General features: G+C 66.3%; 11 protein-coding genes. 3 read left to right on the top strand and 8 right to left on the bottom strand.

Annotation, left to right across the window (positions count from 1 at the left end):
- Nucleotides 1-87: 87 nt before the first annotated feature.
- The 6 genes from BGN95_RS17225 to alr form a co-directional block, all read right to left on the bottom strand.
- The gene (locus tag BGN95_RS17225) at nucleotides 88-1,047 is read right to left on the bottom strand and encodes a threonine dehydratase (protein ID WP_286773466.1); all 960 of its coding nucleotides are present in this window, start codon (nucleotides 1,045-1,047) and stop codon (nucleotides 88-90) included.
- A gap of 136 nt (nucleotides 1,048-1,183) precedes the next feature.
- Nucleotides 1,184-2,122 (bottom strand): ornithine cyclodeaminase family protein, encoded by a 939-nt coding sequence (locus BGN95_RS17220; protein ID WP_286773465.1) that lies wholly within the window; start codon nucleotides 2,120-2,122, stop codon nucleotides 1,184-1,186.
- Nucleotides 2,123-2,126: 4 nt separating this feature from the next.
- Nucleotides 2,127-3,266, bottom strand: a complete 1,140-nt coding sequence (locus tag BGN95_RS17215; RefSeq protein WP_286773464.1) for a dipeptidase — start codon at nucleotides 3,264-3,266, stop codon at nucleotides 2,127-2,129.
- A complete protein-coding gene (locus BGN95_RS17210) occupies nucleotides 3,256-4,581 on the bottom strand; it encodes an amidohydrolase family protein (protein WP_286773463.1) in 1,326 nt (441 codons plus the stop codon). Before BGN95_RS17210 ends, BGN95_RS17215 begins: the two co-directional genes overlap by 11 nt.
- A 304-nt stretch (nucleotides 4,582-4,885) precedes the next feature.
- The gene (locus BGN95_RS17205) at nucleotides 4,886-6,142 is read right to left on the bottom strand and encodes a D-amino acid dehydrogenase (protein ID WP_286773462.1); all 1,257 of its coding nucleotides are present in this window, start codon (nucleotides 6,140-6,142) and stop codon (nucleotides 4,886-4,888) included.
- Complete coding sequence (alr, locus tag BGN95_RS17200; RefSeq protein ID WP_286773461.1) at nucleotides 6,133-7,254, bottom strand: alanine racemase; 1,122 nt, start codon at nucleotides 7,252-7,254, stop codon at nucleotides 6,133-6,135. Before alr ends, BGN95_RS17205 begins: the two co-directional genes overlap by 10 nt.
- A 119-nt stretch (nucleotides 7,255-7,373) precedes the next feature.
- Here alr and BGN95_RS17195 point away from each other — a divergent pair, with 119 nt between their 5' ends.
- Together BGN95_RS17195 and rnk are read left to right on the top strand one after the other, a co-directional pair.
- Nucleotides 7,374-7,820 carry an Lrp/AsnC family transcriptional regulator gene (locus BGN95_RS17195; RefSeq protein WP_265268238.1) on the top strand — a complete coding sequence of 149 codons (447 nt, stop codon included), beginning with the start codon at nucleotides 7,374-7,376 and terminating at the stop codon, nucleotides 7,818-7,820.
- Nucleotides 7,821-8,014: 194 nt separating this feature from the next.
- On the top strand, nucleotides 8,015-8,428 hold the full coding sequence (gene rnk, locus BGN95_RS17190; RefSeq protein ID WP_265268239.1) for a nucleoside diphosphate kinase regulator: 414 nt from the start codon (nucleotides 8,015-8,017) through the stop codon (nucleotides 8,426-8,428).
- A 209-nt stretch (nucleotides 8,429-8,637) separates the two neighbouring features.
- On the opposite strand, the gene BGN95_RS17185 is transcribed toward rnk, so the two are convergent.
- Together BGN95_RS17185 and BGN95_RS17180 are read right to left on the bottom strand one after the other, a co-directional pair.
- Nucleotides 8,638-8,898, bottom strand: coding sequence for an SWIB/MDM2 domain-containing protein (locus BGN95_RS17185; RefSeq protein WP_174837569.1), 261 nt, complete (start codon nucleotides 8,896-8,898; stop codon nucleotides 8,638-8,640).
- Nucleotides 8,899-9,090: 192 nt separating this feature from the next.
- Nucleotides 9,091-12,063: a TonB-dependent receptor gene (locus tag BGN95_RS17180; protein ID WP_286773460.1), complete on the bottom strand. Its 2,973-nt coding sequence runs from the start codon at nucleotides 12,061-12,063 to the stop codon at nucleotides 9,091-9,093.
- A gap of 225 nt (nucleotides 12,064-12,288) precedes the next feature.
- On the opposite strand from BGN95_RS17180, the gene folE reads away from it, so the two are divergent.
- Nucleotides 12,289-12,903, top strand: a complete 615-nt coding sequence (gene folE, locus BGN95_RS17175) for a GTP cyclohydrolase I FolE (RefSeq protein WP_265268241.1) — start codon at nucleotides 12,289-12,291, stop codon at nucleotides 12,901-12,903.
- Nucleotides 12,904-12,999 lie beyond the last annotated feature (96 nt).

Below are 12,999 nucleotides of genomic sequence, written 5' to 3'. Positions count from 1 at the left end.
TTCACGCAGGTCTGGCGTTAGAATCGCACCCTCAGCGTCAATGGATTCCCGCCTTCGCGGGAATGACGGAAATTAAGGAATAGCGGCTCAGTCCCCCGCCAGGATCCAGCGGCTGAACAGCGCGAGATCGATATTCCCGCCGCTCAGCGGGAGCCCGACGCAGCGACCGGCGAGCTGGTCGCGCTCCTGCACTACCGCGGCGAGCGCGGCGGCGCCGGCGCCCTCGGCGAGATTGTGGGTGTCGGCCCAGTAAGCGCGCACCGCATCGGCGATCTCGGCATCGTTGACGGTGACGATCCGCGACACCCCGGCGCGGATGATATCGAGCGCGGCGGCGTCGGGAATCCGCACCGCCAGCCCGTCGGCGCGGGTGTCGGCCGAGGGGATCTCGACCGGCTCGCCGGCCTCCAGCGACCGAGCGTAAGCGGGGGCGTGGGTGCTCTGCACCCCGACGATCTCGGTCTTGCGGCCGAGCAGATCGCGCACACGGATCGCGCCGCAGATGCTCGAGCCCAGCCCGATCGGGACATAGAGGATATCGATATCGGGCGCGGCGCTGAGCAGCTCATAGGCCCAGGTCGCGACCCCGGTGACCAGATCGCGATGGAACGAGGGGGCGAACCACAGACCCTGTTCGTCGGCGAGCCGGACCGCCTCGACCTTGGCGGCGTCGAAATCATTGCCATGCTCGATCAGCGTCGCGCCGAATGCGCGCATCGCGTCATTCTTCTCGACGCTGTTGCCGCGTGGGACGACGATCGTCACCGGCACCCCGAAATGCCGCCCGGCGAGCGCGAGCGACTGGCCGTGGTTGCCGCGCGTCGCCGAGATCAGCCCGTTGGGCGCGAGGCCTTCGCGCGCGAGGCGCTCGACATGGACGAGCCCGCCGCGCACCTTGAACGCGCCGGTCGGCAAATGGTTTTCGTGCTTGATCCAGGTGGTCGTGCCGACCCGCGCGGCGAGCGTCGGCCAGGCATAATGCAACGTTTCGGGGAGCATGCTGCGGACGAGCCGATGCGCGCGCTCCAATTCCTCGATCGTGAACAAGTGGGTCTCCCGTGAAATAGCGCCGCTGGGGCAGGTCGTCGCTCTTGCCGTCCTCCGGAGCCACAAACACGGCCGCGTGTGGCGCTGGATGCCGGATCAGGGCCGGCATGACGAGATAAATTGAGTGTCGGCCGCCCTATGCCAGCTTGCGATAGAGATAGGCCGCGCAGGCGAGATCCTGCACGATCGAGCCGAGCGACTTGTAGATCGTGATCTCGCGCGCGTCGCGTCGGCCTTGCACCGCGCCGGCATAGACTGCGCCGATTTCCGGCAGGACATGATCGTCGGCAACCAGCCCGGCCTGTTTCGCGCGCAGGAACTCCGCGCCCTGCGCCAGCACGCCCTCGCGATGATCGGGGAAGAAGCGCGCGCGGCGGACGAGCGCGCCGTCGATCTCCGCGGGGCCGGCGCGGCTCGATCCGACCAGGTTGAGATGGGTGCCCGGCGCGATATCGTCGCCGGTAAGGATCGGTTCGGCGGCGGCGGTGGTGGTGCAGACGATATCGGCGTCGCGCACCGCCTCCGCGGGATCGCGCGCGACCTCGACCGGCAGCGCGAGCGTTTCGGCGATCCGCCCGGCGAGCCCGGCGGCCTTCTCCATCTCGCGGCCCCACAAGATGATGCGGTCGAGCGGCCGGATGTGGCGGATCGCCAGCGCATGTTGCCACGCCTGTTCGCCGGTGCCGAGGATCGCGAGCCGCGTCGCATCGGCGCGCGCCAGCGCATCGGTCGCGGCGGCGGAGGCGCAGGCGGTGCGGATCGCGGTGACCTCGCCGGCATCGACGACGCAGACCGGCGCGCCGCTGTCGCGGTCGAACAGCAGGATCGCGCCCTGATGCGACCGCCCCTTCGCGGCAGCGGCCGGGAAGACGCTCACCACTTTCGCGCCGAACCCCGCGTCCTCCAGCGCGCCGGGCATCACCCCGAAGGCATCGCCGCCGCCGAGATCGATGATCCCGCGCAGCAATTGCTGCGAGCGCCCTTCGGACAGGGCGATCATCGCCTCGCGCATCAGCGCGATGCAGCCGGAATGGTCGAGCGCGCGTGCGACCTTGTCCGCGCCGATCACGATCATCGCGTCAGCCGCCCCATATCGTCTCGGCGTAGCGCAGGAAGTTCAGCCCGAGGATCTTCTCCACGCGGCGCGGGGAATAGCCCTTGGCTTCGAGCAACCGCGCGAGCTTGCGGAACTGATCGGGGCCGCGCAGGTCGACGACGAAGGGATAGGTATCGGGACGCTCGCCGGTGGCGCTGATCCCGGCGGCGCGGCGATCGGCGATCTCCTTGGCGAGCTTGGCCTCATAGACCTTGAGATCGTCGATCTGGGTCACCGTGCCGTCGGTGCCGATCCCGACATGATCCTCGCCGCACAGGTTCACCGCATGATCGATATGCGCCACGACATCCTCGGCGGTGGCATGCCCGCTCTGGTTGAGGAACGGCATGAAATAAATCCCGACGAACCCGCCGCGCTCGGCGACCAGCCGCAATTCCGCATCGGTCTTGTTGCGCGGCAGATCGGTCAGCGCGCGGCAGCCGGTGTGGTTGATCGAGATCGGCGCGCGCGAGGCGCGCGCGGCGTCGAGACAGGTGCGCTCGCCGCTATGCGACAGATCGACCATCACCCGCCGGTCGTTCAATCGCGCGATCACCTCGCGGCCGAACGGGGTGAGCCCACGATTTTCGGGCGCCATCGATCCGTCGCCGAGCAGATTGGCGGGGTTGTAGGTAAGCTGGAACACCCGCACGCCGAGGTCGGCGAAGACATCGACCCGTGTCGCATCCTTGCCGAGCATCGCGCAATTCTGGAAGCCGTAGAGCAGCCCGACCTTCTTCTCCGCCTTGGCGCGGCGGATATCGGCGGCGGAGAGAATCTTGATCAGGTCGCGCGGATTGTCGCGGATCATCCGGTCGGTCGTCGCGATATCGCGCACGGTGTCCTCGAACGGCTCCTCGGGGCCGGCGACATAGCCGAGCGTGATGTTGATCGCGGTCACCCCGGAGGCGTGCGCGTCCGCCAGCACGCGCTGGCTGATCGCGCTGCGCGTGCCGTCGGGCGGGCTATTGGGGTCGCCGAGCCCGCCGAGCGCATTGACGACGATCCAGTCGGCGATCGGATCGCCGCCTGCCTCAGCCGCCGCCAGCACCGGCGCCGAGACCATGCCCATTGCCGCGAGCGCGCTTGCGCGCGTCACGAAATCGCGTCGATCAATCGCCATCCTCATCCCCCAGTTCAGTTTTTGTGATCGGCCGGTAATCGGCGCGCGGATAGGCGCGGCCGCGTTTCACCGTCATCTCGATCGCGCGGATATTGGCGATATCCGCGAGCGGGTCGCGCGTCAGCACGACGAAATTGGCGAGTTTGCCCGGCTCGATCGACCCCATGTCGCGCGCCTGCCCCGCCGCCTCGGCGCCGATCAGCGTCGCCGACCGGATCACCTGGAGCGCGGGCATCCCCACGTCGCGCGCGAGGAACAGCAGTTCCTCGTGCACCTCGGGCCATTGCTGGTCGGCGCCAAGCGAAAAATCGGTGCCGGTCGAGATCGGCACGCCCGCGCGCCACGCCTGTTGCGTCAGCCGAATGGTGGCCGGCCCGGTGCAGCGGTGCCCCTTGCCGGGGCGCACGAACAGGCTGCCGGTCGCATCGAGGATCGTGCCGCGCCTCAGCATCTCGCGATAGAGGCCCGCGATCACCGGATCGTCGCCCTTCTTCGCCAGCAACGCCTCGTTGACCGGGGTGTGATCCTCATAAGCGGCGAGCATCACCGGCGCGGCCTGATAGGCGAGATAGCAGACGTGGCTTACGCTGTCGGGGCCGGCGGCGATCACGTCGGCGGGGCGGGTGGGGAAGACCGCGCTATGCGCCCACACCCGGATATTCTGGCGATGCGCCTCCGCGGTGATCGCCTTGACCAGCCGTGGCGGAAGATCGGCGTAGATCTTGATCGCGGTGGCCGAGGTGCCGCGCGCCAGCGTCACCGCGGCGGGCAGATCGGTGGCGTCGTCGATCGACTGCATCCACGGCGCGGTGCCTGGCCTGGCGCCGACCGATACCGCGAGCACGCGCTTGTCCTGGAAGAACGGCGGCCCGGCCATCAGGGCGGCATAATAGATATCGGGCGCGGGAATCTCCCCGGTCAGCGCCTCGCGGCTCAACTCGCCGACCGGGCGCAGGTCGTCGGCCATGTCGCGCACCGCGGTGACCCCGCCGAACAGGTTGCGGCGGAGTAGCGCCTTGGCGCGGACATTGTTGGGCGGGGTGGCGAGATGGACGTGGCTGTCGATCAGCCCGGGGATGACATAACGCCCGGCGAGATCGACCTGTCGCGCGGTCGCGTCCTCCGCGATCGTCCCGTGCGGCGCGATCGAGACGATCCGCTCGCCGCGGACGAGGATATCCTGATGCGGATGCGCCGGGGCGCCGGTGCCATCGATCACGATGGCATCGGCGTAGAGCGTCAGATCGCTTTCCGCCGCGAGCGCGGGGGCGGCGAGGAGGCCGGCCGCCGCTATTCCCAGCGCAAACCGCGACAACCGCCGACGCCGGCGGGACGAACTATCGATGACCCCGTTCACCGGATTATCGCTAAGTGATGCTTGGGTTTTTTGCTAGGGGGCTAAGCAAATCCGGCACCCCACATCGTCATGCCAGCGAAAGCTGGCATCTCCCTCCACACGCGGATCGCTGGTGGATTGATTCAGACGGATGGTTCCCGCTTCTCTCAGCCGTCATGCCGGGAAAGGATTCCGGGACTCATCTGTTGTGCTCTCACCACCAGGGGCACGAGACCCCAGCTTTCGCTGGGGTGACGTGGGGAGGAGCAGCGGAAGTGGGGGTTCAACGATAGCGGTCGATCGCCAATCCTGCCGGGTCGACCGCCGGCTTGGTCCCGCCGATCAGGCTGGCGATCAGATGCCCCGAGCCGCAGCCCATCGTCCAGCCGAGCGTGCCGTGCCCGGTGTTGAGGAACAGATTGTCGACCGGGGTCGCGCCGATCACCGGCGGCCCGTCGGGGGTCATCGGGCGCAGGCCGCTCCAGTAATTGGTCTCGCCGTCGACGATCGCGCCGCCGGGGAACAGATCGGTGAGCGAGTGGAGCAAGGTCGCCTGCCGCCGCGCCGGGAGGCTGTTGTCGAACCCCGAAATCTCCGCCATCCCGCCGACGCGGACGCGGCTGCCCAGCCGGGTGATCGCGATCTTGTAGGTCTCGTCGAGCAAGGTCGAGACGGGCGCGCGATCCGGGTCCGCCACCGGCACGGTGATCGAATAGCCCTTCACCGGATAGACCGGCAGGCCGAGCCCGAACGGCTTGAGCAGCGCGGGGGAAAAGCTCGCGAGCGCGACGAGATAGGCGTCGCCGCGCACCAATCCGGCATTGGTCCTGACCCCCGACACGCGGCCGGCGTCGCGTTCCAGCGCCTCGATATTGGTGTTGTAGCGGAAGTCGACACCATTTGCCGCCAGCCAGTCGGCGAGCTGGCGGGTGAACATCTGGCAATCGCCGGTCTCGTCGCCGGGTAGCCGCAAGCCCCCGACGAACTTGCCGCTCGTCGCGGCAAGCCCCGGCTCGGCGGCGACGCAGCCGGCGCGGTCGAGCAATTCATACTCGACCCCGAAATCGTCGAGCACCGCCATGTCCTTGGCCGCGCCGGCGAGCTGCTTTTCGGTGCGGAACAGCTGGAGCGTGCCCTGCGCGCGCTCGTCATAGGCGATGCCGAGCTTCTCGCGCAGCACCTTCAATTCGTCGCGGCTGAATTCGGCGAGGCCGACCATCCGGCTCTTGTTGAGCGCATAGCGCGCCTCGGTGCAGTTGCGCAGCATCATCGCCAGCCAGCGCAGCATCGCCGCATCGGGCTTGGGGCGCAGGATCAGCGGCGCGTGCTTCATCATCAGCCAGCGCACCGCCTTTTGCGGGATGCCCGGCGCGGCCCAGGGCGAGGCATAGCCGGGCGAAACCTCCCCGGCGTTGGCGAAGCTGGTTTCGAGCGCGGGGCCGGGCTGGCGATCGATCACCACCACCTCATGCCCGGCCTGCTGGAGATAATAAGCCGAGGTCACGCCGACCACGCCGGCGCCGAGAACGATCACGCGCATATCTGTGCTCCGTCGACATAGCGGCGTTCGTGGCGCCGGCCGAGCTGGGTGAGGATTTCATAAGCGATCGTCCCGGCCTCGCCGGCGACGTCGTCGAGCGTTTGCGAGGGCCCGAGCAGTTCGACGAAATCGCCTTCGGCCAGCGCCTCGTCGGGGAGCGCCGAGATGTCGACCGTCAGGCTGTCCATCGACACCCGCCCGGTGATCGGCAGCCGTGTGCCCTGATGCCAGACCGCGCCGACATTGCTAAGGTGGCGGGGCCAGCCGTCGGCATAGCCGATGCCGACCGTCGCCAGCCGGCGCCGCTCGGACGCGATGTAATCCAGGCCGTAGCCGACCCCGGTGCCGGCCTCGATCTCGCGGATCTGGATCACGCGCGCGGCGAGCGTCGCGACCGGGCGCAGCCCCTCGGCCAGCGCGCTCGGCGCGACGCCGTAGAGCGCGATGCCGGGGCGCGCGACGTCGCAATGGAATTCTTCGGGGAGGAATGAGCCGCCGCTGTTGGCGATCGAGGCGGGAACGCCGGGGAAACGCGCGCGCGCCAACGCGAACCGTGCGAGCTGGGCTTCGTTAGCGGAATTGCCGGGCGCGTCGGCGCAGGCGAGGTGGGTCATCAGCAGCCGTAGCGACACCTCGCGGGGGAAGGCGGCGTCGTCGGCGAGCGTCGCCACCGATCTGGCGTCGAGGCCGAGCCGCGACATGCCGCTATCGACCTGCAGTGCCGCGGGCAGCGCCGCGCCGCGTTCGCGCGCCAGTGTGCGCCAGCGCTCGACCTGGCTCAGCGAATTCAGCACCGGGATGAGGCCGCGGTCGGCGCAAAGCCGCTCGCCGCCGGGGTCGACGCCGTTGAGGATGAGGATCTCGCTGCCGGCGCCGAGCGCTTCGCGCAGCGCGATCGCTTCGCCGAGCTGCGCGACGAAGAAGATGCCGCACCCGGCGTCGCGCAGCATCGGTGCGACCCGCGCCGCGCCGAGCCCATACGCATCGGCCTTGACGACCGCGCTGCACATCGCGGGAGCGATGCGCGCGGCGATCAGCCGGTAGTTATCTCGGATCGCCCCCAGATCGATCGTCAGCCGGCTCGAACTGGTGGGGCAAAGATGTTTCGCCATGAGCATCCTCCGAGTGCGGGAATGCCAGCGACCCGTTCGAATTCTCCGCCGATTTGGCGTGCATTATTGCGTGGGATAGGACATGACAGAATAATCTTCGATCAAATGGCATATTCTGCATGTCTACCCTCGACGAGGCCGACCGCCGTATCCTCACCCAGCTTCGCCTCAATGCGCGGATCGCCAACAACGCGCTGGCGGAGGCGGTGGGGCTCTCGCCTTCGGCCTGCCTGCGCCGGGTGAAGTTGCTCGAACAATCGGGGGTGATCCGCGGCTATACCGCGATCGTCGCCGGCGGTGCGCCCGACGAGGGGACGGTGGCGATCGTCCAGGTCGAGCTCGAACGGCAGACTGAGGAATATCTGCTCCGCTTCGAACGCGCGCTGCGCCAGCATCCCGAGGTGCGCGAATGGTATCTGATGACCGGGGCGGGGGATTATGTCCTGCGGGTGCAGATCGCGGGAATGGAGGAATATGCCGCCTTCCACCGCGACGTGCTGTCGCGGCTGCCGGGGGTGACGCGGATCACCTCGAGCTTCGCCATGCGCAGCCACCGTCATGCATGAGGTTTGACTTGAGCGCGCGCGGGAGACATCATCGCGCGATGCAGATCGAACGCTGCCTTTTTCGCTTTCGCCACCACGGGGGGCAGCTTCTCGCGGGCATTTAGCCCCGGGTTCCGGCGCGACATGCCCCGAACCCGGGGCACCCGATCAACCGGCGCGCGCGCCTCATTCTACCCCCGCGGAAAGCAAGAGACATGACGAGCAGCAAGGCGACCAAGCGTCCGCCGATCCATATGATCGACGAAGAAGCCGACAAATTGACCAATCTCGCGATCGGCGCCGAGGATCGGCTGCCCGAGGTGAGCGAGATGCTGCTGGAGGAAATCGGCCGCGCGCATATCCATCGCGCCGCGCGCATCCCCAGCGACGTGGTGACGATGCACGCCAGCGTCGAATTCATCGACGAGGCGAACGGCACGGCGCGCACCGTGCAACTGGTCTATCCGAAGGAGGCCGATATCTCGGCCGGGCGCGTTTCGATTCTCACCCCGGTGGGGGCGGGGCTGATCGGGCTGCGCGAAGGGCAATCGATCCTGTGGCCCGATCGCGAAGGGCATCGCCGCGCGCTGTCGATCGTCAAGGTGACGCAGGCGCCGCAGGCGGCCTGAGGGGTGCCCGTCGCGGGCTCCCCTCCGTTCGCCCTGAGCTTGTTGAAGGGCTGCACTTCTTCCTTCCGAAGAAAAGTGCAGGGCTTCGACAAGCTCAGCCCGAACGGGGAGAGGGGGGGCGGCTCAAGGCCGGGGTGACGATTGCCTGAGGCAATCACGCCCACAAAAAACGGCGCCGATCGAAACCGACCGGCGCCGAATGCTGAGTGTCAGGCCTTGACGTGCTGCGAGATGTACTTGTTCATCTCGAACATCGTCACCTTGTCCTTGCCGAAGACCTTCTTGAGCTTGTCGTCGGCGAGGATTTCACGCTTGTTCTCGGGATTCTGCAGCTTGTGCGACTTGATATAGTCCCACACCTTGCTGATCACCTGGCTGCGCGGCAGCTTGTCGTTGCCGACGATGGCGCCCAGCTCCGCCGAGGGCTGGACGGGAGCATGGATGCCGCCGCTCTTGGTAGTCGTAGCCATTGTATTCCTTCCTGTTGCGCCGGTTGACCGGCCTCTTTCGGAATCACGCCTTCTTGAGCGCGCGATGCTTGTGCGCCGCCTTTTTCCCGTTGTCACCTCCCTCAGAGGGGAAATGATAGGCTTTCGTCTCAGAGACTAGGCGGTTGAGGCAGAAATTCCGGCCCCGGAGCGATCCGGGGCCGGCGGAGAGGGTCAGAATTTGAACCCGGCGGCGACGCCGTAGCGGCGCGGTTCGAGCGTGAAGATGTTGGTGAACAGGCCGGACGACTGATCGGTCACGTACATGCCGGTCGTGGCGCTGTTGTTGGTCAGGTTCTGGACGAAGCCGCGGATGTAGAAGCGGTCGTTCGGCCCGTTGATCTGCAGCTGCGCGTTGACCACCGCATAGCCCGGGATGCGATCGATCGGGTTCTTGTTGAAGATCGTCCCCCAGCTGTTGCCGGTATAGTTGAGGTCCGCGCGCGGCACGATCGACCATTCGCCGGCGTTGATCGTATATTGCGCGCCGACCGCCCATTTGTACGACGGGGCGTTGGGCAGGCTGTTGCCGCGGACGTTGGTTTCCACCCCGCTGGGATCGACGACGAACGGCAGCCCGCTGCGCGCGGCGGTGATCGCCAATTGCGAGCAGATCGAGAAGGCGCCGGTCGTGTTGGTGCCCGGGATCGGGGTGGTCGGCTGTAGGCCCACCGCTGAGTTGAACCCGTTGACGAAGGCATTGACCTGCGCCGCGGTGGCGGCCGAGCCCTTGGCCGGGCGGATCGCGCAGTTCGACGCGTTGGTGAGGTCCTTGATGATCACCGCGTCCGAACGGCCGCCCGACGGGTCGCGCGGATTGGCGAGATAGGTGTCGCCCGTCACCTTCGACTTCATATAGCTGAAGTTGGCGTTGACCACGAAGGCCGGGATCGGGCTGATGATCGCTTCCGCCTCGACGCCGTAGATATCGGCGTTGATATTGTCGTTGACCGAGGTGCGGGCGACGATGCGGCTGAGCTGCAGCCCCTTGTACTTATAGTAGAAGCCCGTGACGTTCAGCCGGAAGCGGCCGTGATCCCAGGTGTTTTTCGAGCCGATTTCGAACGAATCGACCTTTTCCGGCGCGAAGGTGGTGGGCACCGAGAACACCGGCGACAGCGGTGGATTGATGCCGCCCGATTTGTAGCCGCGCGAATAGGAGGCGTAGATCAGGTTGTTGTCGCTGATCTTGTAATCGAGCACCGCGCGGCCGGTGAGCCGCCCGAAGCTGACCGAGGTGGTGGCAAACGGTTGGTTGCCCGCCGTCGACGAGTCGAAGTCGTAGCTGCCGTTGCTCAGGAACGGATTGGCGTTGGTCGAGCCGTAAGGCACCAGCACGCTCGACGAGGCGCTGGCGACGATCGGATTGCCCTCTGCATTGAGCAGCGGGCCGGTTCCGGCGGCGTTGGGGACCACGGCGCTCTTGGTGTCGGAGATCAACGTGGTGCGCGCCGACACTTCCTTGTCGTCATGATTGTAGCGCAGCCCGAGCGTCAGCTTGAGCTTGTCGTTGAACTTGAAATAGGTTTCGCCGAACAGGCCATAGGATTTCAGGCGGAAATTCGGGGCGTTGTTGCGATAGAAGGGCGTCGCGGCGAAGGCCGCACCGCCGCTCTGCGCACCGCCCAGCAGGCCGGCGGCATAATCCAGCCCGAAGCTGTTGACGTAATAATCGGTATTGGTCGCCTTGCTGTCGAAATAGATGCCGCCGAGCAGGAAGTTGAACATCCCGTCGAACGAGCTGTCGATATGCGCTTCGGCCGAATATTGCCGGATCGTCGCGCGCGAGCGATCGAAGTCGAGGCTGGTCGGCGCGCAGACGCCGTTGCCGCCATAGACGCCCACGCCGTTCGGATCCGCCAGCGATTGGCACAATGAGCCCGGCCCGTTGGGGACGAGCGCGTTGCGCATCTTGCCGAACAATCCGCTCAGCGGGCCGCCCGGGCCGGCTGCGGCATAGAGCGTGTTGAGCCCGACATTTGTGGCATAGGAATTTTCGACCGCGAGGTTGTAATCGGAGGTCGAGTCGACGGTATTCTTCATATAGCCGCCGGTGATGTTGAGGCTCACCTGGCCGAAATTATGATAGATCTTCGCCATATATTGCTGTTCTTCGGCGAAATAGGTCGGCTGGTAATCGATGTTCACCGTGCGGACGTCGGCGGGGTTGACCACCCCGGCGAAGCTGTCGCGCGCCTGATAGACGCTGCCGAGGCCGAGCCCGGCCAGTGCCGGCGAAACCGCCAGCGAGAGGAATTCGCGGCTGGTGAGGATCGTCGCCAGCGTTGAATTGCCGTTGAGCGTCTGGTTGGTCAGCTTGTCGGGCAAGCAGCCCAGCACCCCGGTCGGGTCGCGGTGGCAGAGCTGTTTCTGGATGCGGCTGCGGTTGTCGCGCTCGTGGAAATAATAGCCGATCAAATCGACGCGGGTGTCGGCCGAGGGTTCCCACGACAAGGTGCCGCGCACCGAATAGAGGTCGCGCCCGTCGATGTTGCTGTTGGTGTAGAGGTTCTTGGTATAGCCGTCGCGGTTGAGCCAGGTGCCCGCGACGCGGATCCCCAGCGTGTCGCTGAGCGGCAGGTTGAACATGCCCTTCAGCCGCTTCGAATCATAATTGCCATATTCGAATTCACCCGCGGCGTGGATGCCCGAGAGATCCGGCTTGGCGGTGATGAAATTGACCACGCCCGAGGTCGCGTTGCGGCCGAACAGCGTGCCCTGCGGCCCGCGCAGCACCTCGACGCGCTCGAGATCGAAGAACTCGCTTTCGAACAGGCGCGAGTTGAGCAGCGGCATGTCGTTGATGTGGATCGCGGTCGCGCTGTCGCAGGTCGTGCCGACGCACAGATCGCCGATGCCGCGGATCGTGAAGCTCGACGAGGTGAAGTTCGTCTTGGTGAAGGTGACGTTGGGCAGCGTCTGCTGCAGCGCGCTCGGATTGACGATCTGCTGCTTTTCCAGATTCTCCGAGGTGAAGGCGGAGACGGCGATCGGCACGTCCTGCAACCGCTGCGACTGGCGCTGCGCGGTGACGACGATATCCTGGACGCCGGTCGCTGCCGTTTCGGTCGGGGCTTGCTGAGCCCATGCCGGAACGGCAAATGCCATCGTCAAAGCAGAAGCGGCGAGCAAAGTGGATTTTGTCATCGGCATCCCCCTCCATTGGGTCGCACCGGTCTTTGCCGGTTGCGGTTTGATGTTGCGGTATGGAGAGTAACGTTCGAATTTTTGCGCAGTCAAACGAAATCGGCCTGCGCGCGTAAAGGAGTTTTACAGGCTGTGTCCGAAAGGAAACAGTTGCATTTTGGAACCTGTTCATGACGCGTCGCGGGAATTTTTCGCAAATGCGGTATGATCGACGAGGAGAAGCCCGTGAAGAAATCCCCCCCCGCCGCGATCTTGGGGCCGGACGGCAAGCTCGAAGTGCCGGATGACGTAGCGGAAGCAGTGCGCACGCTGATCCGCTGGGCCGGGGACGATCCCAGCCGCGAAGGGCTGCTCGATACGCCGAAGCGCGTCGCGCGGGCGTGGCGCGAATATTGTTCCGGCTATGGCGACGACCCGGCGCATCACCTGTCGCGGATCTTCGAGGAAGTGGGCGGCTATGACGAGATCGTGCTGCTCAAGGACATTCCGTTCCAGTCGCATTGCGAGCATCATATGGCGCCGATCATCGGCAAGGCGCATATCGCTTATCTGCCGCGCAACCACGTCGTCGGAATCTCCAAGCTCGCGCGCGTGCTCCATGCCTTCGCGCGGCGGTTGCAGGTGCAGGAGCGGCTGACCGCGGAGGTTGCCGATTGTATCTGGAACGGGCTGAAGCCGCAGGGTGTCGCGGTGGTGATCGAGGCGAGCCACGCCTGCATGACTGCGCGCGGCGTGCGCACCCCCGGGGTCGCGATGGTCACCAGCCGGATGATGGGGGTGTTCCGCGAGGATGACCGCAGCCGCAAGGAGGTGCTGGCGCTGATGGGCCTCAAGGAGTGACGCCGCGGCGCGTGCTGGTGACGGGCGGGGCGAAGCGGCTGGGCGCGGCGATCGTCCGCGCGGTCGCAGCCGCCGGGCATCGGCCTGTCATTCATT

Origin of the sequence: Sphingomonas sp. 66-10 (genome assembly GCF_001897045.1) — a bacterium.
GTDB classification, from domain to species: domain Bacteria; phylum Pseudomonadota; class Alphaproteobacteria; order Sphingomonadales; family Sphingomonadaceae; genus Sphingomonas; species Sphingomonas lycopersici.
Note: the sequence above shows the minus strand (reverse complement) of the source record. Positions and strands in the feature narration are given on the sequence as shown.